Raw genomic sequence first — 23,105 nt, 5'->3', positions numbered from 1 at the left:
AATGGAAGCGCGTCGGTCGCGACGCGAGCCGCCGCGGCGCGGGCGCGAGACAGCGGCTTTCGGCCCCTCGCCGGCCCAGCGCTGCTCAGCCTGTCGAATCAAGGCAGCTCGGCAGCGCGCGGCGACCGTTCCCTACATGATATATCGGCGTGAGGAAGCCTCCGCCATCGCCTGTTGGCGACTCGGCAGCTCTGGCGAGCTCCCTGGCGACAGCCCTGTGACGTCAACCGTGTCACGGCGCTGGGGGCGCGCTCTTCCTCGACCGTGCATCGCAATACCGTAGGTGCCGAGTTGCGCGGACGCACGGCGCGGAGCGTTCGAGCGAAGTCGATGAGCTGACCGCGTTACCGATCGTGGCGTGGCATCACCGGGTGTTACCGATCGTGGCGCGGCGTCCGTCAACACGCGCCCTCGGCGCGGCGCCGGCGGGGCGCGCCGGCGAGCGCGAGCCCGAGCAGCGCCGCCTGGACGAGGCATGTCTCCACCGCAGGGTAGATGCCGAGCGCGGTGAATCGAGGGAGCGGCAGCCGGTGGAGCGGTAACAACCCGCAGAGCTGGAAGGCGGCCACGGCGCGGCCGGCGAGCGGGACGCACAGCAGACAGGCGAGCCAGGCTGGAGGGCTTCCCCAGCGGCGCGCGGTCGCCCGGCTCGCGCGGGTGACCAGCGCCGCGCCGGCGGCGAGCAGCGCGAGCGTGATCGACACGCCGGCCACGGCGGGCGGCGCGACGGGGAGCGTCACCCCGAGCGCGGCATCGAGCCCCGAGAACGCCGCACCGAAGCCGGCCAGCAGCGCGGCCGCGAACACGGCCGTTCGGCCGCCTCGCGACAGGCCGTCACGCGAAGGATCGTGCGAGCGCATCTGCCGCGCGTCGCGCCGCCAGGCGAGCGCCGCCGCACCGGCGAGCGCCAGCGCGAGCGCGATCGTCGCGCCTGCCGTGAGCGTTCGCCAGAAGCCGCTCATGTGCCCGAGCGCCGCCGCGACCCAGGCGGCGAGCGCGAGCAGCAGCGCCGCGCCCGACGCGACGTGGACGACACGCCGGCTCCGCGACGAAGCGACGGCGGCGAGCGCGGCCAGGAAGAGGGCGGCAGCGGCGAGCTCGCGCAGCAACGAGCGGCTCGAGACCTGGGCCACGAGCCGACCTGGCGCGCCCCCGGACCGCGCGAGCGCCACCTCGGCGTACGTCGCGTCGCGCAGGAGCGTGGCCATGCCCGCGTCGAGCGCCTCCGTCGTCGCGCCTGCCGAGAGCTCCGCTCGCAGGGCAAAGGCGCCGTCGCCGAGATCGTTCGCGAGCGCCTCGTTCACGGTGCGGACGCTCGCCTCGGCCGCGTCGATGCCGTCGAGCTGGGCCGTGCTGAGCGCCTCGCGCGCATCGGCGAGCCTGCCCTCGCGCAGCGCGGCGCGCCCCCTGTCGAGCGCCGCGCGCGCGGCGGAGAGGGGATGTGACGCGGCCTCGCGGCCATAGGCGACGCGCCGCCGGAGCTCCGCGAGGAGCGCCGCGTGCCGCTCGGCGGGGATCCCGCGCGCGGAGAGCTCGGCGCGCAGGTCCGCGTCGGAGCGGACCGCGAGCTCGACCATGGAGTAGTCCGGCAGATCGCGCGGCCTCGGGCTCTCGCCGGGCTGCGGGTGGTGGAGGCCGGCGACGTGGAAGGCGAGGTCCCAGCGGTCGCGGGCGGAGAGGAAGGTGAACGGGACCATGGCCGTGCCGCTGACGCCGAATCGAACCGCGGACTCGATACCCACGGGCGCGAGCTGCTCGGCGATGATCGCGTCGTGGAAGTTCGCCGGGTGCGGGACCAGGCTCGCCGCGCGCCGGGTATCGGCGTATCCCGTCGGGCCGTGGCAGGTGGCGCAGTTCTCCTGGTAGAGGGCCGCGCCGCGCTCCGCGTCGGGCCGCGAGAGCGGCGCTTCCGCCAGCCGGAAGGCGGCCGCGACCCGGTCGCGCGCGCCCCTGGACGCGATGGCCACCTGATCCGGAGCGACCTTCGCCTCGACGAGCTCACGCACGCCGACGATGCCCTGCGCGAGGTCGCCCGCCTCGCTCTCGAGCGCGGACGGCTGGATGCGGGTGGCGACCTGGATCGCCTCGCCGAGCAGCGCCAGCTGCTCGTCATACTCGATGACGCTGGTGACGGCGCCGTTCGCAACGCACCCGCCATAATCCATGGCGACGTAGCCGAGCACATGGACGAGGCGGCGCGCCTCGACCTCGGCCGGCTCCCCCGGGTCCGCCAGCGCAGGGCGCTCGCCCAGGAGCAGGACGGCGGCCATGGCGGCCGCGCTGACCGTCGCCATGGCGGTGAGCCCGGCCGTCGCTGCTCGCGGGAGACGGGGGAGACGTGGAAGACGCGAGGTGGAGCCGGCCCGCGTCGGCGATCCAGCGCACAGTCCCGTCGCGATCATGCGCCCAGGTCGCGCGCGTGGAAGTGGAACCAGAAATCGCGATGACACATATCCCTCATACAATCGAAAAAGACTTCATGCTAGCTTCCCTCGATCGTGCAGCCACCTCGCTGCTCGACGACAATGCTTTGAGGTCCTCCTGATGATGATCATGCTGCGTGGCGCTCCGTGGCGCTGCGCCAGCTGGCCAGGGAGCAGAAAGGTTTTGCAAGACTGACCCATCGCTGTCGCACGGGGCGGCTACGGGCGAAGGCCCCGGCGTCTGTCCTCCGTACGAGCCTACGTACGAGAGCGAGCGGACGCGGCAGGGTGCTGGGGCCACGAGCGCCAAGCGCCAAGCGCCGGGCGCCCATTCAGTGAGGCGCAGTGATGGTGAACGCGCGCTCGTTCGACAGTGACGACGGAATTCCATTGTGCTTTGAGCGCGCCCCGGCAATCGCTGCGCTCCGGCGTCGCTCAGAGACGGGAGGGCGCTGCGCGATGCGCGCTGCCATCGACGCAAGGCTCTCCGATTTAAGATGATCTCTCATATCTATTTTCGGTAAGATGGTAGCAGCGCATTCACGTCCGATGCGCTGATCGCGCCGGGTATCAGGCGCGATGCGATCGCTGGCGTGACCGCGCCGGGAAGGCGTCCTGCTCGCCGCATGGCGAGCGTTTGTCGGAGGCAAGGCGGGATGAATCAGGAAGCACGGAGGGTGAAGCAATGAAAATGAACCCCGGACATCTGGCCGCAGCGTCGGTGGCAGTGACGATGGCGTGGGCCGGCCAGGCGGCCGCCCAGTCGGTGATGAGGCAGCCCTATCTGCAGTCGTTGACGCCCAGCTCGGTCTACGTGGTGTGGACGACCGACGTGGGCACGAACAGCCGCGTGCGCTACGGCACCGATCCAGCGAACCTGACGCAGACGGTGGATCTCGGCGCGATCGCGACCCAGCACGAGGTGCTCGTCGGCGGGCTCACGCCGAACACCCGCTACTATTACAGCGTCGGTACATCGAGCGCGGTGCTGGCCGGCGGCTCCTCCTCCTTCTACTTCGAGACGGCGCCGCCCGTATCCACGCCGAAGAAGTTCCGGGCGTGGATCATCGGCGACACCGGCTACGGCGGCACAGCGCCCTGGGCGACGCGAGACGCGATGCTGAGCGTCGTCGGCGCGTACCGCCCCAACCTGTTCCTGCACATGGGGGACATGGCGTACAACTTCGGCACCACCGAGGAGTTCACCAACGGCTTCTTCAATCAGTACGCAGCGATCCTTCGCAACACGGTCGTGTGGCCGACGTTCGGCAACCACGAGGGCCTGAGCTCCGACTCGGCGACGCAGACCGGTCCTTATTACACCGCCTACGTGCTCCCCACCGCCGGGGAGGCCGGAGGGGTCCCCTCCGGTACGGAGGCTTACTACTCGTACGACTATGCGAACGTCCACTTCGTCGTGCTCGACGGCTATGGCTCCTCGCGTTATTCGACCGGCGCGATGGCGGACTGGCTCGCCGCCGATCTCGCCGCGACGGAACAGGACTGGATCGTCGCGTACATGCACTTTCCGATGTACACGAAGGGCACCCACGACTCGGACGAGGACTGGCTGACCATCGAGCACCGGGAGTACCTCCTGCCCATCCTCGACGCGGGAGGGGTCGACCTGGTGCTCTCGGGCCATTCGCACAACTACGAGCGCTCGTTCCTCGTGGACGGCGCCTACGATACGCCGACCACGGCGGCCGGGCACATCGTCGACGGGCGCGACGGCAAGCCGCTCGGCGACGGCCCCTACGTGAAGCTCCCTGGCAAGGGGAGCCACGAAGGCGCGGTCCATGTCGTCGCCGGCCACGGCACGTACGTGGGCGGCTCCGGAGGCCACCCGCTCATGTACTTCAGCGAGGCGCAGAGCGGCTCGTGCCTCCTCGACGTCGAGGACAACCGGCTCACGGTGTCCAACGTTCGTTACGATGGCGTGATCACCGATCGCTTCGCGATGGTGAAGGGAACGGCCATCGACGTTGCGGCGCCCGACGGCGGGGAGCGCCTGTCGCCGGGCGGCATCTTCCCGATCCGCTGGGCGACTGTCGGGAACATCCCCTCCGTGCGGATCGAGTACACGACCGACGACGGCGCGACCTGGAACACGATCACGAGCAGCGCGGCCAACACGGGCCGCTACAACTGGGTGGTTCCCTCCATCGACACGACGACGGCCCTCGTGCGCGTCTCCGACGCCGAGCACCCGCTGCTCTCCGACGAGAGCAACGCCGGGTTCACGATCCAGAGCCTCCCCCGCACGCCGGTCTACTTCGGCGATTACTGGGTTTACGACGACCTGGGCGTCGACCGGGGTACGGCCTGGCGAAACCTCACGTACGACGACTCCTCGTGGAAGGGCGGCTGGGGGCAGCTCGGCTACGGCGACGGCGGGGAGGGCACGACCCTCTACCGGGCCACGCCGTCGTATCCCACGGCCTACTTCCGGAAGATCATCCCGATCGACGGGCCGGTCGCGCAGGCGACCATGAAGCTCATCCACGACGACGGTGTCGTCGTCTGGCTCAACGGCACCCAGGTGGCCTCGAAGCGCGTGACCGGCACGGCCTACGGTGACTATGCGTCCGCGGAGTCGCGCGACGACGAGCTCACCACGGTGACGGTCCCCCCGAGCTCTTTCGTGGTCGGAAGCAACATCCTCGCCGTGATGGTCAAGCAAGCGGCCCCCAATTCGACCGATCTGTCCTTCGACATGGAGCTGACGCTCACCTATGCGCCGCCTGGCAGCGGGAGCAGCAGCAGCTCGAGCTCGTCCAGCAGCTCGAGCTCATCCAGCAGCTCGAGCTCGTCCAGCAGCTCGAGCTCGTCCAGCAGCTCGAGCTCATCCAGCACGAGCTCGTCCAGCAGCACGAGCGGTTCGAGCACGAGCAGCAGCTCGAGCGCGTCCAGCACGAGCACAGGCAGCGTCATGATGACCAGCGCGATGAGCGTGGGCAGCAGCGGATCGGGCGGGGCCGGCGGCGCCGGCTCCGGAGGCACGCCCGTGTGCAGGACCGTGCAGCGCGACACTTTCGGCACGGTCTGGGACGCGACGCTCTGGTCGGGCTCGGCGACCTACAAGGAGGGGTCGTACCCGTCGATCTACACGGGCGGAGTCGGCACCGGAGGTTTCCGTGCAGCGCTCGTCTGGTTCGACCTCTCGTTCATCCCCGCGGGCGCGCCGGTCTACTCGGCTACCTTCACGATCAATCAGGTGTACAAGGCGGCGGTCACCACCGTTCGTCTCCACGAGGCCCTCGCGCCCTGGGGCGAGACGACAGTGAGCTGGAACAGCTACAACCAGAGCTGGGAGCAGCTCAGCTTCGCGTCGATCGTCACCATCAACGGCACAGGCGATCGGACCGCCGACCTCACCGACCTGGTGCAGGACTGGGTGAGCGGCGTCCTCCCGAATTACGGGTTCGTGATGGAAGAGGACGCGGCGGGGGCGACGCAGTGGCGGGCCAGCGAAGACACAACGGCGTCGCGCCGCCCGCGCCTCGAGGTCTGCTACGCACAGTGACAGCGCAGGGCGACGCCCCGGCGGGCAGCGCCGGCCGGCCTCGTCGCCCCCTGCGCGTCCAGGATCTCCGATCCATCCCTGTTGAGCGCTGAGCGCCGCGCTGGCCAGCTTGGTTGCGCGGCCCAGCCGCACTGTCTACGCTCGTCCGCCGAACAGCGAGCGATCCGCGAGCGCCGCGGCGGGCTGTCGAGGCCCGCCGCTGGCGCGCGGCGGCGCTGAGAAGGAGGGGAGCGTCCATGTGCGGCATTGCTGGATGGGTGGACTACGAGCGCGATCTGACGCTGGAGCGCGACGTCCTGCAGACGATGACAGCGACGATGAAGCTCCGCGGCCCGGACGACGAAGGAATATGGCTCGCTCCGCGCGCGGGCCTCGGGCACCGCCGCCTCGCCATCATCGATCTCGAGGGGGGCCGCCAGCCGATGATCGCCGACGAGGACGGCGCGCCGGTGGCCGTGCTCATCTACACGGGCGAGGTCTACAATTTCCGCGAGCTGCGCGGCGAGCTCGAGGCCCGGGGCCACCGCTTCAAGACCCACAGCGACACCGAGGTCGTGCTCCATGCGTATCTCGAGTGGGGCGCGGGCTTCCCCCGGCGGCTGAACGGGATGTTCGCCTTCGCCCTCTGGGACGTCCGCGCGGAGGAGCTCCTGCTCGTCCGGGATCGGCTGGGCATCAAGCCGCTGTTCTACCAGCAGATCGGCTCGGCGGTGCTCTTCGGCTCGGAGCCCAAGGCCATCCTCGCGAACCCGCTCGCGTCGCCGGTCGTGGACGTGGGCGGCCTGCGCGAGCTCCTCGCCTTCGTCAAGACGCCGGGGGCCTCCGTGTTCCGCGACATGCGAGAGGTCCGCCCAGGCCATGTCGTGCACGTGCGGAGGGATGGGATCTCCGAGCGCCGCTACTGGGCGCTCGAGTCGAGGCCCCACGAGGACGACCTGCAGGCCACGATCCGCGCGGTCCGCGGGCTGCTCGAGGACACCGTGGCGCGACAGCTCATCTCCGATGTGCCCCTTTGCTCGCTCCTGTCCGGAGGGCTCGACTCGAGCGCCGTGACCGCCCTCGCGCAGAGGGCGCTCAGGGCGGAGGGCGCCGGGCCCGTGCGCTCCTTCTCGGTCGAGTTCGCGGGGCACGCCGAGCACTTCACGCCGGACGCGCTGCGCAGCACGCAGGACACGCCGTACGTCGCCGAGGTCGCGCGGCACGTCGGGTCGGACCACGCGGGGATCGTGCTCTCCGCAGCGCAGCTGGCCGACCCCGGGGTCCGCGCCGCGGTGCTCCGCGCCCGGGATGTCCCGATCGCGTTCGGCGACATGGATGCTTCGCTGTACCTCCTCTTCCGCGCCATCCGGGAGCGCTCCACGGTGGCGCTGTCCGGCGAGTCGGCCGACGAGGTCTTCGGCGGATACCTCTGGTTCCACGACCCGGAGACGGTGGCGGCGGAGACGTTCCCCTGGATCGCCATGCGCAGGAAGATCCGGGGCGCGAGCGCCGCCTCTCAGCTGCTCGCCCCCGCGCTCCTCGCGCAGATCGACCTTCCGGGCCACGTCGCCGCGCGCTACCGGGAAGCCCTCGCCGAGGTCCCGCGCCTGCCAGGCGAGGACGGAGCGGAGCGGCGCATGCGGGAGATAAGTTATCTGCACCTGACGCGGTTCCTGCCGATCCTGCTCGACCGCAAGGATCGCATGAGCATGGCGACCGGCCTGGAGGTCCGTGTCCCGTTCTGCGACCACCGGCTCGTGGAGTACGTCTTCAACGCGCCCTGGTCGATGAAGACCTTCGATGGGCGCGAGAAGAGCCTGCTGCGCGCCGCGTCCGAGGATCTCCTGCCGCGCTCGGTGCTCGACCGGCGCAAGAGCCCGTATCCGTCGACGCAGGATCCGGCCTATTCGGAGCGGCTCCGAGGCCAGCTCGCCGGGCTCCTCGCCCGGAAGGACGCGCCGGTGCTGCCGCTCCTCGACATGGCCCGCGCCCGCGCCGTCGCCTCGGAGTCGGGAGGGGCGGTCGATGAGATCCTCCGGTCGAGCATGCATCAGGTGCTCCTGCTCGACGACTGGCTGACGCGTTATCGGATCAACCTCGCGCTCTGAGCCGCCGCGGCTGGCGCCGGCGGCGAGCGCGACAGCGGCCGTGCCCGGAGGGCAGGGGCGCGCCGCCGAGCCGCCGGCGGGCTCATGTGTCAACCGCCGGTTGACGTCGTTGACGACGGCCCATGACAGCGGCGAGCGTGCCTGTTCGCCGAGGCGGATGAAACCCTGTCTTCCAGCGGAAAAGTGCAATCATGGTGCCCTGAGCGGCGGCCGCGGTCGATGGCGCGCTATGGCCCGGGCATTGCTCTCACGTCATGACAAGACATCACGAAGACACGGCGAGGACATGACGACCCGCGGGGGAGGGGTGCGGAGAGGGAGTGAAGGGTGGGAGTCGTCGGTCGCGCGCAACGTCAACGATTGAGGAATAAACTCATGAGCTTGAGATTGACCTATGCTTTCGGTGCCCTGTTGTCGTTCGGTATCGTCGGCTGCCTCGCGGCAGACGGCGCCGACCTGGATGTGGACGTGGACTCGGCGAGCGACGCGCTCAGCGCCGTCAGGATCGAGGCCGAGAACCAGAACTGGTCCATCTCGTCGGGCGACAAGATCGAAGACAACGCGGACAACGTGAAGCTCCGCGCCAACCAGAGCGGCGATACCTTCAAGTTCTCCGCGTCGGTCGCGTCCGGCACGTACAAGATCGTCCTTCGTTACGCCAAGCGGAACGTGTACGGCAAATACGAGCTCGCCGTGAAGGGATCGTCGGTGAAGTCCTTCGACGCGTATGGCTCCTCCACCGGCGACAGCTGGACGACCGCGACGCTCGGGGAGAAATCGCTCTCTGGCAACGTCGAGTTCGCGCTCACGTGCAAGGGCAAGAGCTCCTCGTCGTCCGGGTACGACCTGAAGGTCGACTACATCGAGCTCGTGCCGGTGGCCGGCGGCGACTCTGGCGGCAGCTCGGGCGGCAGCAGCTCTGGCGGCACCACGACGGCGGGGAGCGGCGGCGTCGTCAGCTCGACGATCATCGTGAAGGCGGGCGAGGCGTTCGACGGCGGCGGCAAGCGGTACATCGCCGACAAGAACACGCTCGGGGACGGCAGCCAGGCCGAGGACCAGAAGCCTGTGTTCAAGCTCGAGGACGGCGCGAAGCTGAAGAACGTGGTCCTCGGCGCGCCGGCGGCCGACGGCATCCACACGTACGGCAACGTCACGCTCGAGAACATCGTCTGGGAGGACATCGGCGAAGACGCCCTGACGGTCAAGAAGTCCGGCACCGTGGTGCTGAACGGCGGCTCCGCGAAGAACGGCGACGACAAGGTGTTCCAGATCAACGCGGCCAGCACGTTCAAGGTGTCGAATTTCACGGCGCAGAACGCCGGCAAGTTCATCCGGCAGAACGGCGGGACCGACTTCAAGGTCGATGTCTTCATCGACCGGTGCGACATCTCGAAGATGAAGGAGTCCATCTTCAGGACGGACAGCAGCAGCAGCAGCGTGACGATGACGAACACCCGCTACAGCGGCATCGGCAAGGAGCTCTTCATGGGCGTGAGCTCCTCGAAGATCACGACGTCCAACAACACGCAATACTGACCCGGCAGACGTCTGGCCTGTCCATGGCCAGACGTCGCGCCACGGCGAGGGGACGATCCGCGGCGTGCTCCCGATGGACGAGCGCTGGCCGGCCGAGCTCTCGCCGCATCACCAGGGCCGGCGCGTCCTCGCGGGCGCGCCCGAGCGCTCTGGCGCGGTGTCAAGGGTCAAGGAGACTCCGCTCCGGATCCATCGCTCCGGCGGAGTGGCGAGCCGCTCGGAGCGGTGCGTCGTCATGAGAACGTTCACATCCAGTTAGCGACTGCCTCCATCGCTCACCACTCCGGAAATATACCGCAATATTGCGGATCTTTGTCACGAGGGGAAGCGACTGCCATCGCGGTTGGAACGCCGACGTGGCATCATGCGCCAATGCGTACCATTACGGATAGGCTCACACGTAGCGCTCGATACCTGGCCTTCGTGGCCATGCCATTCGCCATCCTGAACTGCTCCAGCAGCGATCCCGATGAGTCCGGGAACGGCGGGGGCACGACGACGAGCACCAGCTCCCAGAGCGCCAGCAGCGGCAACAGTAGCAGCAGCAGCAGCGCCAGCAGCTCGAGCTCGAGCGGAGGCGAGCCCGCGACCTCCACGACGTCGGGGGCCGGGGGCAGCGGAGAGGGCGGCTCGGCGGGACAGGGCGGGAGCGGAGAGGGCGGCTCGACGGGAGACGGCGGCAGCGCGCCCTCCGAGGACTTCGCGCTCGCGAGCACCAATCACGCGGAAGGCGCCAAGTTCGCCGACAAGTACACCTGCCAGACCGCCGGCTTCCAGAACAGCGTCATGCCGGAGCTCCACTGGACCCCAGGGCCTGCGGGCACGAAGAGCTACGCCATCACCTTCATCGATGTCACCCTGGCGCACGGGACACCGTCGCAGGCCAACGGCTATCACTGGGTCCTGTACAACATTCCTGCCACCACCACCTCGCTGCCCGAGGGGTTCAAGCAGGCGGACGCGGCGCAGCTCGGCGCCAAGCAGAACTCGAACTACCTCGGGCCCTGCCCCAATTTCGGCAGCACCACCGGCACGAAGACCGACACCTACGAGTTCACGATCTACGCGCTCGCCGAGGACTCGATCACGATCACGGGCACCGGCACGGCTGCAGTGAAGGACGCGGAGACCAAGCTCGAGGCGAAGCACCTGGACAGCGCGAAGCTCACCGGCACGTCCAACGCCGCCTCGACGCGATGAATCGGTAGCGGGCGCCGACGCCCGCGGGGCCTTGCGGACGCAGGACGGCGCGAGGCACCCGCGCTCGCCGCGCGATATCGCACGCTCCTTCGTTCACGGTTTGCTGCGGTTGCGCTCCGGACGCCTGGTGGCCTGTTGCGCCGAAGACAGGCTCTCTGCCAGCCTGCCGTTCTCCGTGTCGATCAGCTTCTTCTCGTACCACGGCCGTGTGGCGTGCGCGCGAATGAGATACGCGAGCGCGATGACGCCGAGCAGCGGCAAGGCGGCGTAAGCCACGGAGTGGGCCGTCACGTCGGGGCCGATCGCGCTGGCCGCGCTCCACGAGGGGACGTGGCGCGCCTTCACCGTCTCGCCCTCGCGGAGCCGCGCGAATGCGCCTTGGGACACCTCGTCGGAGAAGGCGGCGCCGTCTTCGCCCCGCATCGTGACCTCGAAGCGGGTGTGGTCGCCGTCCTCGCTCTCTCGGAGCTGCGTCACGCGGGCGTCCACCGTCTCCCCCAGCCAGCGGCGCGCGTGGAAGGCCGCGAACGCCATGTTGAACGCGAGCGACGCGACGGCCGCGGCGACGGCCCACCGCCGGTGGAACGCCGCCCTGCGCGCGAACCGCTCGCCGAGCGGCTCGGACGAGAGGAGCATGCGCCCCCCGCGCGGGGGCACGAGCAGGTATCCCTGCGCCTGCTCGCGGTACCCTCGGGCTTGCGCCTCGGGATCGGGCGCGCGCCGTAGCTCGCCGATCGCGAAGACCCTCTCGCCTGGCATGAGCTCGGCCACGCGGACGCGCCGGGTGAGATCGACCCGGATCATGCCGTCGAGCGCGTCGACGAGCTGCACGTCCTCGCCCGGCTCGACCCGGACGCGCGCGCCGGACGCGTGGCGGAGATAGAAGGGGTGGACACGGACCTTGCGGCCGGTCTCGGCCCACTGGTGGGTCCAGACCCCGGAGGTCTCGGACTCGGACCCCTCTTGCTCGACCTCGACGCGCACCGCCACGTCCGCGCCTTGCTCCCGCTCGACGGTGCCCACGACGACGGCCTCGCCCGGCGCGAGCGCGGCGCCGGGCCTGAACGAGGCCTCGGCCTGCGCGGCGGCGCGGCGCTGCCGGCGCGAGCGCCCGAGCGCGAGCGCCGCGAGGGCGAGCAAGCCGGCCGTCGCGACGCCGTCCACCAGGAGCGACGACAGCCCGGCGTCGAGGTGATATCGGCTCACGAGCAGCCAGATCCGGGGTTCCATGGCCCGCCATGAGAGCGCAAACCGGCGCGCCCGTGCGAAAAACCCGGCGCCACCTTCCGGAGGAACGATGCCCGTGCCGCCGTCTCCTTTCCGCGTTCACGAGCCCGAAACGCCGGGGCCGATCGTCGTCGAGGTCCCGCACGCGAGCCTCGCCGTGGACGAGCTCGCGGCGCGCTTCACGCGCGTGCCGGAGCGCGCCCTCGCGGCCGACGCGGACGTCGCGGCGGATGCGCTCTTCGGCGACGTCACGCTCGAGGGGGCCGCGCTCGTCGTCGCGACGGCGAGCCGCTTCGTCATCGATCTCAACACGGCCCCGCGCGTGCCCACGCCCTACGAGGACAAGCTCCCGTACGGGCTGCGGGAGGTGCGGCGGCGCTCCGCGAGCGGCGAGCACTGGCTCGAGAGCCCACCACCCCGCGCGGAGGTCGAGCGCCGCGTCCGCGACGTGTTCGAGCCGTACCACGCGGAGGTCGCCGCGCGCCTCGCCGACGCGCGCGCGCGCCACGGCGTCGCGATCCTCGTCTCCGGGCACACGTACCCCGACGTGATGTTCCCGGGCGCGGCCGACGTCGTGCTCGGGACCCGGCGCGGCGAGACCGCGGCGAGCTGGGCGCGCGACGCGGTCGCCGAGGTCGCGCGCGCGCACGGCCTCTCGCTCGCGCTCGAGGATCCGTTCCCCGGCGGCCACGCGCTCGAGCGGCACGCGCGCCGCGACGAAGGGGTCCACGGGCTCCAGATCGAGATCGCCCGCAGGCTCTACTGCGACGCGCGCACCCTCGCCCTCCGCCCCGACGATGTCGCGCGCCTCCGGGGCTTCACCCGCAGCGTCATCGCCGCGCTCACGAGTGCAGCAGCGCGATAACGCGGCACGCACACGGTACGGTTGCAGCGCGCACACGGTACGCGCGCAGGGCGCACACGGTGCGCGCGCAGGGCGTACAAGGGCGCGGAGCGCGCGCGGTGAGGGCGCGGCGCACGGGCGCAACGAGCTCGGCAGGCGCGCGCGATCGAAGCCCGCGCTGCTCGGCGAACGTCGCACAGGTGCGCGCTCGTCCCACCACCGGATCCGCTGTTCCACAGCACTCTCGTGGCGCATCCGGACGTTGACACCGCGACGCGATGCACCGAGATTCCGCCCTCAACACCAGGCCAGGGATGGGGAGGCTCTCCATGCGCCCAGATGGTTTCTCGCTCTCGTGCTCGGCGCTCGCCAGCGTCGCTTTCATCGGCTTCCGCGGTACCGAGCACGTCTCGCAGCCGTACGAGTTCGAGCTCTTCTTCTCCGTCCCGACGAGCACCGACGTGCGCAAGGCGGTGGGGGAGCGCGCGACGGTGCGCGCGAGCCGCGGCGACGGGAAGGACCCGCTCGTCGTGCACGGCGTCATCGCGAGCGTCCGCCTCTTGCACCAGAACGCGGATCGGGCGCTGTACCAGGCGCTGCTCGTGCCGAAGCTCTGGTTCCTGCGCCATTTCTGGCGCAGCCACGTCTTCACGAACCAGCCCGTCAAGGAGTTCCTCTCGGCGACGCTCCAGAACGGCGGGCTCGCGGGCAGCGACTTCCGCTTCTCGATCAACGACGGCGACTACCCGGTCGAGGAGTTCGTCGCGCAGTACCGCGAGACGCACCTGGCGTTCTTTCACCGGTGGCTCGAGCGCGAGGGCCTCTACTACTTCTTCGAGCACCCGGAGGACGGGCCCGGCGAGGTGCTCGTCATCGTCGACGACCGCGGGCTGCACGACGATTTCCCGGGCGGCGGGGTGGTGCGCTACGTCCCGCTCTTCGGCGACGACGTGACCGCGCCGCCGGGCCTGCACCAGATCGAGCAGAACGTGCAGTGGCTCCCGAAGACGGTCACCATCGCCGACTACAACTACGCGAACCCGTCCGCGTCGGTGAAGGGCGAGAGCAGCATCACCGCGAACGGGGTGGGCGCGATCCGCGAGTACGGCTTCCGCGTCTTCGTGCAGAGCGACGCCGAGCGCCTCGCGCAGGTGCGCGCGCAGTCGATCGGCTGCCGCGAGGTGACCCTGCGCGGGAGCGGCGACGCGCTCGGGCCGCGGGCCGGGTACCGGTTCTCGCTGGACGACCAGCCCGCCGACATCGTCGACCAGTGGCTCGCGCTCGAGGTGCAGCACAGCGCGTCGATCGCCGGGATCACGCCCGAGATCGCGCGGCTGACGGGGCTCTCGGGCAAGGACATCTACGCGATCAAGCTGCTCGCGATCCCGGCCGACGCGCAGTTCCGCGCGCCGCAGGCGACGCCGTGGCCGCGCATCTACGGGTTCGAGAACGCGATCGTCTGCGGCCCCGCCGACAGCCAGTACGCGCAGATCGACGCCGACGGCCGCTACCTCGTGCGCTTCGAGTTCGACACGAGCGGCCTGCCCGACGCGCGCATCTCGACGCGGGTGCGCATGATGCAGCCCCACGGCGGGACGACGGAGGGCTTCCATTTCCCGCTGCGCAAGGGCACCGAGGTGATGATCGCCTTCCTCGGCGGCGACCCGGACCGGCCCTTCATCGCCGGCGTCGTGCCCAACGCGCACCGGCCGAGCGTCGTCGCGGAGCGCAACCTCAGCCAGAACATCATCCGGACCGGGAGCGGCAACCAGCTCGTGCTCGAGGACGAGCAGGGCAAGGAGTTCATCTTCCTCCACACGCCGAACAACCGCACCGGCATCTACATGGGGACGCCGAGCGGCAACCACGGGTCGGTCTACACGGGCGACGGCGACACGAAGACCGGCACGTTCCTGTCCCCCGAGAACGCCGACCCGGCCATCGCCGGCAGCAGCCTCGTCGACATCACGTTCAGCTACCTGGAGACCACCGCGGGCGACGGCGGCTCATGGATCGGCGGCGACTCCTGGGAGAACGTCAGCGGCAACAAGTTCAGCATGGTGGTCTGCAACCTCTGGGCGGGCGTCGGCGGGACGTACACGTACCAGGTCACCGGCGCGGCGACGGAGACGTACTACGCGACGCGCACGACCACGATCAAGACGGGCCGCGTGGACACGGTCGAAGCCGGCGGCATGAAGCAGACGATCACCGACGGGCTGACGCTGACCATCACGAGCGGCGGCATGAAGCACGACGTCCACGGCAAGTTCGAGCAGACGATCGAGCCGGAGGGCTCGTCGACGGTGACCGGGCCGTGGAAGCACAAGGTCACGGCCGAGAACTTCGACGACTACAAGAGCTGGAAGACGGAGGTCGCCACCACCTGGAAAGGCCACTTCGGAGGCGACGTCGACCTGAAGTCCGACACGAACTTCCTGATCAAGGCGCCCAACGCGAAGATCACGGCCACCAACCTGAAGTGGGAGGTCCTCGGGCTGACGTTCGACCTCACGCCGAACAAGCACGAGCTCTACTTCTACAAGGGGGCGAGCGGCGTCATCAAGACGGACCACGCCGTGCTCGCCCAGCAGGCCTACTTGCTCAAGCTCGAGACGTCGTTGATCAAGCTCGACTATTACGCGTTCGATAAGAAGGCCGTCGGCGCCAAGATGGATCAGTTCGGCACCTACCTGAAGCAGCAGGCGATCGCCCTGACCCTCGCGGGGGTCATCGCGTGGAACAGCGCCTTCACGAAGATCTGAGCGCGGATGCGAGTCGTCAAACCCCTCAAGGTCCCGGCGCTCACGCGCGTCGTCGAGGTCGCGCGGCGCACCAGGTTCCACGTGGGCGCCATGCTGGCGTTCCCCCTCGACGCGCCGCGCGCGCTCGTCGACGAGATGACGTTCTGGCAGGCCGCGACCGCGCAGCTCGGGAGCCTCCCGCTCGACGACGGCATCACGAAGGCGCGCGGCGAGCTGCTCGTGGCGGGCCGGTGCTACGCCCCGGAGGGCCGCCGCGTCGGCGCGTCGTTCGTCCGCGCGCGGCTCGGCTCCGTCGACAAGCGCCTGGCCGTGCTGGGCGACCGGTACTGGAGCGGCCACGGCTTCACGGAGCCGGAGCCGTTCTCCGAGATGCCCATCGACTGGGCGCGCGCGCTCGGCGGGCCGAAGGACGCGGCGAACCCCTACGGGAAGGGGATCGAGGAGGTCGAGCGCGGCGGGCAGCGCGTCCGGCCGCTGCCGAACGTGGAGCACTATGGCGCGCTGATCCGCTCGCCCGGCGACAGGCCGGGCCCGGCGTCCTTCCTCGCGATGGACGTGACGTTCGGCCAGCGCCGCGCCCGCGCGGGGACGTACACCGCGGACTACGCCGAGAAGTGGGCGCCCGGCCTGCCGCCCGACGTCGATCCCGCCTTCTTCAACGTCGCGCCGAACGATCAGTGGTTCGCCGAGCCGCTCCGCGGAGACGAGGCGTTCCTCGTCGAGAACATGCACCCGACGCGCCCGCGCATCGAGGGCGCGCTCCCCGGCCTCACCGCGCGCGTGCTCGTCACCCGCCGCGACGCGAGCGGGGAGGCGTTCCAGGAGCTGCCCGTCCGCTGCGACACGGTGTGGCTCTTCCCGTCGGCCAACCTCGGCGTGGTGATCTTCCACGGCTCGACGCCCGTGGCCGACGACGACGCCGGGGAGATCGTCGACCTCGTCGTCGCCTGCGAGGAGATCGGCCGCCCCCGGCCGATCGAGCATTACCGCGAGGCGCTCGCCCGGCGGATCGACAAGGACCGGGGCTCGATCGCGTCCCTCAGCGACAGCGATCTCATGCCGCCGCGCGAGTCGGGCGTCGCCGCGAACGTCGCCGGGATCGAGATGGTGCAGTGGCTCAAGAGCGAGAACCTCGCCGCGCAGAACCTGCGGCGCGGCGCGGAGCGGGAGCGAGAGCGCCGCCGCGAGGAGCTCCTCGCGGACGGCATCGACCCGGCGCGCTTCGGCCTCGACGCGCCGCTGGCGGAGGAGGAAGCGCCTCCGCCGGTCGACGACCTCGACGCGCTGGTGACGTACCTCGACGCGGCGTCGCGGAAGATGGAGGAGGAGAAGGCGAGGGCCGAGCGCCTGAAGAAGGAGGCCGAAGAGCGCATGAAGGCGCAGGCCGCCGAGATGGACGTGTCCGAGGAGGCGCTCCGGCGCGGCCAGACAGGGGAGGAGCCGCCCGGCGGCCCGCCGCGCTTCTCGGCCAAGGCGCAGCTCCAGCAGTACGCGGAGCTCGCCGAGGCGGCGCGCCTCGGCGGCGTGCCGAACCTGGAGCTGGAGGCGATGCTCGCGGATCCAGGGTTCCCCGAGCAGCTGCTGCGCCTCGAGCAGGCGGCGCGCGAGGGCTACCGCGGCTCGGCGCACCTGAGGACGGCGGCCCTGCCGATGACCGCCGAGGCCGCGGAGATGGCGCGCGTCGTCGTCGATGCGGCGCGCGAGGCGGGCGAGCCGCTCGACGAGCGCGACCTCACCGGCGCCGACTTCCGCGGGGTCGACCTGCGGGGGATGCGCTTCGCGCGCGCGTTCCTCGAGGGGGCCGACCTGCGCGGCTGCGACCTCTCGGGCGCTGTGCTCGAGGGCGCGGTGCTCGCGAAGGCCGACCTCTCGGGCGCGAACCTCACGGGCACGCGGCTCCGGGGCGCGAACCTTGGCAAGGCGAACCTCGAAGGCGCGGTGTTCGACGACGCCGATCTGACCGAGGCCGTCCTGATGGGCGCGAAGCTCGCCGGGGCGAGCCTGAAGCGGGCGCGGCTCGAGCGCGCCGACGCCCTCCAGGTGAGCTGGGCCGGCGTGGATCTCTCGGGCGCGGATCTCTCGCTCTGCTCGTTCCTCCAGACGAGCTTCGCCGGGGCGAACCTCGCCGGGGCGAACCTCGAGCGGGCGACGCTTCTCGAGTGCTCGCTCGACGAGACGGATTTCTCCGGCGCGCGGCTGCACAAGACGTCGCTGATGAGCTGCACGGGGGCGAAGGCGCGCTTCGCGGGCGCGCGCTTCTCCGAGGGGGTCGCCGTCCACAAGAGCGGCCTGCCGGAGGCCGACTTCCGCGACGCCGTGCTCGACAAGACCTGCTTCCGGACGACGGACCTGCGCGGCGCGCGCTTCGATCGAGCCCAGATGACGATGACCGATCTCTCCGAGGCCGACGCGACGGGCGCGAGCTTCGACCGCGCCGTCATGAAGAACGCCCTCCTGATCCGGACGAACCTCGACCGCGCGTCGCTCCGCGGGTGCAACCTGACGGAGGCGATCCTCTCGAAATCGCGCCTGGCGGGGGCCGACTTCACGGGCGCGCAGCTCTGCCGGGCCGATTTCAGCCGCGCGCGCGGTGACAACCGGACGACGTTCGCCGAGGCGAGCGTCGAGTTCACCCGGTTCGACCGGCAGGCGGCGCCGGCTCCTGGAGGCGCGACATGAACCGCGACGAGGTGCTCGACAAGGTCCGCCACGGGGACCCGATCCAGACCGTGGACATCTCCGGGCTCGACCTGACGGGCGCGGATCTCTCGGGCGCGGTCTTCGACCGGGTCCGGATGCCGCGCGCGATGCGGGGCGCGCTCGTCAAGGAGTCGACGTTCTCGGAGTGCGATCTGTCGGGCGTGGACGCGGCGGGCGTGGACCTGCACCTGACGACGTTCTTCCGGAGCCGCCTCGACGGGGCGACGCTCTCGGGGGCGAGGCTCGTGGGCGCGAGCTTCATCGAGTCGACGTTCGAGGGAGCGGCGCTGTCGGGCGCGGAGGCGCCCATCGCGACCTGGACGACGTGCTCGCTCGAGCGCGCCTCGTTCGAGGGGGCGAACCTCGACCGGGCGAACCTGGTCGAGGTCAAGGCCGGCGGCGCGAACTTCTCTCGGGCGAACCTCGAGAAGGCGACGTTGTACAAGCTCGACCTGCGCACCGCGCTGCTCGACGGCGCGAACCTGACGCTCACGACGCTGGTCGAGGCGGCGCTGGGCGCGCGGGCGTTCCAGGGAACAAAGCTGTTCCGCACGCAGTTCATGCGCGGCAGCGTCGCTGGCTCGAGCTTCGCGGGCTGCGACGCCACGCAATGCAACTTCACCGGGGTCGACGTGTCCGACTGCGACTTCTCCGATGCGGTCCTGACGCAGGCGCTCTTCTGCGAGGCGAGCGCGGCGAAGGCGCGGTTCTCGCGGGCGAAGCTGCAGAACGCCATCTTCGAGCGGGCCGTGCTCGCGGAGGCCGACTTCTCGGGGGCGGAGCTCGTCGAGGCGTACCTCGCCTTCGCGTCGTGCCCGGGCGCTCGCTTCGTCGGCGCGAAGCTCTCGTACGCGGACTTCTCGCACTGCGATCTCTCGGGCGCGGACTTCACGCAGGCAGGGATGTTCCGCGCCAAGCTGCACCGCGCTCGCCGCGACGGGGCGCGGGTGCCGGCGGGCGCGGGCTGGCTCGGCGACGACGAGAAGCTCGCCGCGATCGAGGACTGGAAGCCGCGCCGCGGCGGCGAGCGCGACGGGCAGCGCGCGTGACCGGGCATGCTGCGCGCATCGTGCGTAGTCACGAGACTCGCGAGACTCACGAGACCGAGCGCACGACCGCGACCCATGAGACTCCGATGCGAGGCCGCGTTCCACGAACTCCGTTGATTTCTGCCTTGAAATCATTGAAACTAGCGTTGCGGCGCGCACGTCCTTACCGGGCGGATCCAGGCCGAGGAGACCCGAGATGCAGAGCATGGCGGCCCGCGAGCCCCTGACGGTGGCACACGACGACAGCGCGCAGGACGACCTCCTGGCCGCTGTGGATCTGCCGGCGATCGAGCGCTCGCCCTCACCGCGACGCGTGCCGTCGCTGGAGACGGGCGTCGTCCGGGGCGCGGCGTCGGGGCTCGTTGTCGAGCTCGGCGGCGGCCCGGTCGCGGCGCGGCGCGCGAAGAGCTGCCTCGTCGCGCCGGACGCGGGGGATCGGGTGCTCTGCGCGGTGGACGGCGATCAGATCTTCGTCCTCGCGGTGCTGGAGGGCGAGGCGGGCGCGACGACGCGGATCGTCGCCGAGGGCGACATGAAGGTGCAGGCGACGGGGCGGCTCGGGCTCGGCGCCGGCGACCAGATCGAGATCGCCGCCGCCAGGGAGGTCGGGCTGTTCGCGGGCAAGCTCCAGGTCCGCGCGCAGGCGGCGGCGGCGGCGATCGAGGAGATCGGGCTCGTCGGCCGGTCGCTCGAGGCGCACATCCAGAAGGCCGTCGTCGTCGCCGAGCGCATGGAGACGCGCGCGGACCGGCTCGTCCAGCGCGCGAAGCAGGCGTTCCGCTTCGTCGAGGCGCTCGAGCAGGTGCGCGCGGGCGTCTTCGATCTCCGCGCGGAGGGCCTCGCGGCGGTCCGTGGGGAGAACACGATCGTCGCCGCGCGGACGCTCGCGAAGCTCGACGGCGAGCAGGTCAAGATCGGCTGAAGGGGCGCGCGGCGCGGGGCCGCGGGCGCCAGCAACGACGAGGGGTGAAGCGATGCTCGCGAAGACGACCGCAGGGGGGATGTGCCTGGCGTTCCCGGACGTGTGCCTGACCCCGACGCCGGCCCCGGTGCCGATCCCGTACCCGAACATCTCGCTCCATCCGATGAGCGTGCTCTTCGTGCCGAACGTGCTCGTGACGTGCGCGCCGGCGCACAACATGCTGACGGTCGCGCCGCTCACGATGGGGGACAACCCCGGCGTCGCGCTCGGCGTCGCGTCCGGGATGGTGATGGGCCCGTCGCGCAACGTGACCGCGGCCTTCACGGTGATCGTCGGCTGCGCGCCCATGACGCGCCTGACGAGCATCTCGATCCAGAACAGCACGAACGCGCCGGGCATGGCCATCGTGCCGAGCGTCACAACCGTCCTCGTGCTCGCGCCGTGAGGGGCGAGAGCAAGGGGTCCGCCACGGAGGCTGCGACGGCGCCGGAGAAGAGCTCGCTGACCGAGGCGCTCGCGAAGCTCGACGCCGCGATGCGCAGGCCGACGGGCAGCAGCGCCGATCCGGATCGGCGCCGCGTGGCGGCCCGGCTCGCGGATCTCGTTCGATGCGAGGACGACGAGCTCACGGCGTTCGCCAGGCGGCACCTGCCCGGCCGCGCGGCGGACGAGGCGGCGCTGCGCGCCGCGCGAGCGATGCTCCTGGCGATCGGCGGCGTCCTCGGTCCGGAGGGCGAGAGCGCCGAGGCGCTGGTCGTGCTGAAGGACACGCACGGGACGCTCGACGAGCGGCTGGCGGAGGCGAAGCGGGCCGCGGCGCAGCGCGCGGCGGACGAGGCGGCGGCGAAGCGCGCGGCGGAGGAGGCCGCCGCGACGACGGGCGCGCCGGCGCTGGTCGAGGCGCAGGGGCCGCTGTCTCGCCTGGGCGGAGGGCTGCCCTTCGTGCCGGCGGCCGCGGCGAGGCGTGAAGCGGAGGAGGCCGCCGCGACGACGAGCGCGCCGGCGCTGGTCGAGGCGCAGGGGCCGCTGTCTCGCCTGGACGGGGGGTTGCCCTTCGTGCCGGCGGTCGCGGCGAAGCGTGAAGCGGAGGAGGCCACCGCAACGACGAGCGCGCCAGCGCTGGTCGAGGCGCAGGGGCCGCTGTCTCGCCTGGACGGGGGGTTGCCCTTCGTGCCGGGGGCGGCGCCGATGGCAGTACCGGCGGCGGCGATGGCGGTGCCGGCGGCGCCGATGCCCGCGCCGATGGCGGTGCTGGCGTCAACGGCGGTGCCTGGGCTGACGCCGCTCGGTGTGCCCGCGCCGGCGCCGCTCGGTGTGCCCGCGCCGATCGCAGTAGCCGCGCCGGCACCGATGGCAGTGCCGGGTGCCGTGCCCGCATCGGTGGCCCCGCCCGCACCGGTGGACGAGCCTGAGCCCGCCCCGGCGCCTGCGTCCACACCCGCACCCCAATCCGTCACCCAGCCCGCGATCGTGCCTGTTCCCGCGCCTGCGTCGGTTCCTCGGACGGACCCGCCGGTGAGCGGCGCGGAGTCGAAGCCTCTGAGCAAGACGCTCCCAGATACGCCGCGGGTCATCGATTCCGCGCTGCCCTTCATCCCGGTGGCCTCCGAAGAGCGCCCTCGGCCGTCCGTCGCTCGTTTCGACTCGGCACTGCCATTTCAGCCCGTCGCCAGCCCCGATGGACAGCCGGTGCGCGAGCCTGGTCCGGCGCCCGCGCACCACTCCCCGGCGGTGCCGCTCCACGAAGAGCGTCACTCCGTTGTGGCCACGCCGAGCGCGCAGGCCGCTGCCACGGCGAGCCCGCTGCCGGTCGCCGCGTCGAGTGCGCAGGCCGCTGCCACGGCGAGCCCGCTACCGGTCGCCGCGTCGAGCGTGCCGCCGGTCGCCACGCCGAGCGCGCCGCTGGTCGCCGCGCCGAGCGTGCCGCCGGCATCCGCATCGGGCGCGCCGCTGGTCGCCGCGCCGAGCGTGCCGCCGGCATCCGCGTCGGGCGCGCTGCCGGTCGCCACGCCGAGTGTCCCGCCCGCCTCCACACCGGCTCCCGCGAGCGTGGGCGACCCGCTCAGCGCGCGCCCGCCACCCTCTCTCACGCTCAACCAGTACGCCGGCCTCGTCGTCGCGTGCGAGCTGTACCCCGCCTACGTGGAGAGCACGAACGCACGCTACGGGGTACCGACCGCCGCTGCGCGCGCCGCCCTCGACGCCTTCTGGGCAGGCCGATTCGCAGCAGATCCCGGGCTTGCCCAGCGCTGGCCCGAACTCTGCGAGGCCGCGCGCAGGTACTTCCTGCAACCGCGCTGAACGCCGGCACCGCACGCGCAGCGCCTCGCAGGAGCACCTCGTGGAGCAGCAGGCGCATCGGAACGCTGAAGCCGGTCGGGACTCGAGACCACAAGGCGCCGGATGCCAGGAAGAGATCCAGAGTTCGGCGTCGTCGACGCCCTGGCAGATCATTCCTTCGTTGAACGGTGTGCCGGCGTGCTCGGCGTCCGACCAGCCCAGCACACGGCGCGCGTACTCGATGATCGCGTGCTGGAAGCCCCCGCAGGTCCCGAGGGACGGGCGCCGATGCTCGCGGGCGAAGCGGATCGCGCGCAGCGCGCCATCCGTGCTTCGGTATGGGCTCGCCGGCACGCACCACAGGACGTCATAACGAGCCACCCGCGAGGCGTCGGTCACCTCCTCGGTCGGCACCCATTCGAAGGAGAGCGGCGTGGATAGCGCCTCTCCCGCCAGCCGCAGCGCGACCGGGATGGCCTGTGGGCCGTCACGGCGTCGTCGCGGTCACCGATGGGCCCAACATGAAGCATCGGCTGCATCGTG

13 protein-coding genes and 1 pseudogene are annotated in these 23,105 nt (G+C 71.1%); 11 read left to right on the top strand and 3 right to left on the bottom strand.

The annotated features are described in order from the left end of the window. Positions 1-398 precede the first annotated feature (398 nt). A complete protein-coding gene (locus tag WMF19_RS27980) occupies positions 399-2,294 on the bottom strand; it encodes a c-type cytochrome (RefSeq protein ID WP_437893156.1) in 1,896 nt (631 codons plus the stop codon). A gap of 820 nt (positions 2,295-3,114) precedes the next feature. Here WMF19_RS27980 and WMF19_RS27975 point away from each other — a divergent pair. From WMF19_RS27975 to WMF19_RS27960, 4 genes are all read left to right on the top strand, one after another. After that, the gene (locus tag WMF19_RS27975; protein ID WP_437893155.1) at positions 3,115-5,949 is read left to right on the top strand and encodes a DNRLRE domain-containing protein; all 2,835 of its coding nucleotides are present in this window, start codon (positions 3,115-3,117) and stop codon (positions 5,947-5,949) included. 236 nt (positions 5,950-6,185) lie between these two features. Beyond that, entirely contained in the window at positions 6,186-8,036 is a 1,851-nt protein-coding gene (gene asnB, locus WMF19_RS27970) for an asparagine synthase (glutamine-hydrolyzing) (RefSeq protein ID WP_437893154.1), read from the top strand. Between the two features lie 870 nt (positions 8,037-8,906). After that, positions 8,907-9,575 carry a pectate lyase gene (locus WMF19_RS27965; protein WP_437901686.1) on the top strand — a complete coding sequence of 223 codons (669 nt, stop codon included), beginning with the start codon at positions 8,907-8,909 and terminating at the stop codon, positions 9,573-9,575. A 429-nt stretch (positions 9,576-10,004) separates the two neighbouring features. After that, a complete protein-coding gene (locus tag WMF19_RS27960) occupies positions 10,005-10,775 on the top strand; it encodes a YbhB/YbcL family Raf kinase inhibitor-like protein (RefSeq protein ID WP_437901685.1) in 771 nt (256 codons plus the stop codon). A gap of 93 nt (positions 10,776-10,868) precedes the next feature. Here the strand turns inward: WMF19_RS27960 and WMF19_RS27955 are convergent, their stop codons facing one another. Beyond that, positions 10,869-12,005, bottom strand: coding sequence for a hypothetical protein (locus WMF19_RS27955; RefSeq protein WP_437893153.1), 1,137 nt, complete (start codon positions 12,003-12,005; stop codon positions 10,869-10,871). A gap of 67 nt (positions 12,006-12,072) precedes the next feature. On the opposite strand from WMF19_RS27955, the gene WMF19_RS27950 reads away from it, so the two are divergent. The 7 genes from WMF19_RS27950 (at position 12,073) to WMF19_RS27920 (ending at position 22,583) form a co-directional block, all read left to right on the top strand. Beyond that, the gene (locus WMF19_RS27950) at positions 12,073-12,867 is read left to right on the top strand and encodes an N-formylglutamate amidohydrolase (protein WP_437893152.1); all 795 of its coding nucleotides are present in this window, start codon (positions 12,073-12,075) and stop codon (positions 12,865-12,867) included. A 308-nt stretch (positions 12,868-13,175) separates the two neighbouring features. Continuing rightward, positions 13,176-15,611 (top strand): type VI secretion system Vgr family protein, encoded by a 2,436-nt coding sequence (locus WMF19_RS27945; RefSeq protein ID WP_437893151.1) that lies wholly within the window; start codon positions 13,176-13,178, stop codon positions 15,609-15,611. 6 nt (positions 15,612-15,617) lie between these two features. Then, positions 15,618-18,290, top strand: coding sequence for a DUF2169 domain-containing protein (locus WMF19_RS27940; protein ID WP_437893150.1), 2,673 nt, complete (start codon positions 15,618-15,620; stop codon positions 18,288-18,290). Beyond that, complete coding sequence (locus tag WMF19_RS27935) at positions 18,287-19,360, top strand: pentapeptide repeat-containing protein (RefSeq protein ID WP_437893149.1); 1,074 nt, start codon at positions 18,287-18,289, stop codon at positions 19,358-19,360. Before WMF19_RS27940 ends, WMF19_RS27935 begins: the two co-directional genes overlap by 4 nt. A 196-nt stretch (positions 19,361-19,556) precedes the next feature. Continuing rightward, on the top strand, positions 19,557-20,282 hold the full coding sequence (locus tag WMF19_RS27930) for a DUF3540 domain-containing protein (RefSeq protein WP_437893148.1): 726 nt from the start codon (positions 19,557-19,559) through the stop codon (positions 20,280-20,282). Between the two features lie 52 nt (positions 20,283-20,334). After that, positions 20,335-20,727: a DUF4150 domain-containing protein gene (locus WMF19_RS27925; RefSeq protein ID WP_012237562.1), complete on the top strand. Its 393-nt coding sequence runs from the start codon at positions 20,335-20,337 to the stop codon at positions 20,725-20,727. After that, positions 20,724-22,583: a hypothetical protein gene (locus tag WMF19_RS27920; protein ID WP_437893147.1), complete on the top strand. Its 1,860-nt coding sequence runs from the start codon at positions 20,724-20,726 to the stop codon at positions 22,581-22,583. Before WMF19_RS27925 ends, WMF19_RS27920 begins: the two co-directional genes overlap by 4 nt. 168 nt (positions 22,584-22,751) lie before the next feature. On the opposite strand, the pseudogene WMF19_RS27915 reads toward WMF19_RS27920, so the two are convergent. Continuing rightward, positions 22,752-23,101: pseudogene (locus WMF19_RS27915) on the bottom strand (hypothetical protein); the annotation flags it as partial. Positions 23,102-23,105 lie beyond the last annotated feature (4 nt).

The sequence above is a fragment of the Sorangium sp. So ce124 genome, from assembly GCF_051525235.1.
Classification (GTDB): Bacteria; Myxococcota_A; Polyangia; order Polyangiales; family Polyangiaceae; genus Sorangium; species Sorangium atrum.
The sequence above is the reverse complement of the archived record's forward strand: the minus strand, read 5'-3'. Positions and strand labels throughout refer to the sequence as shown.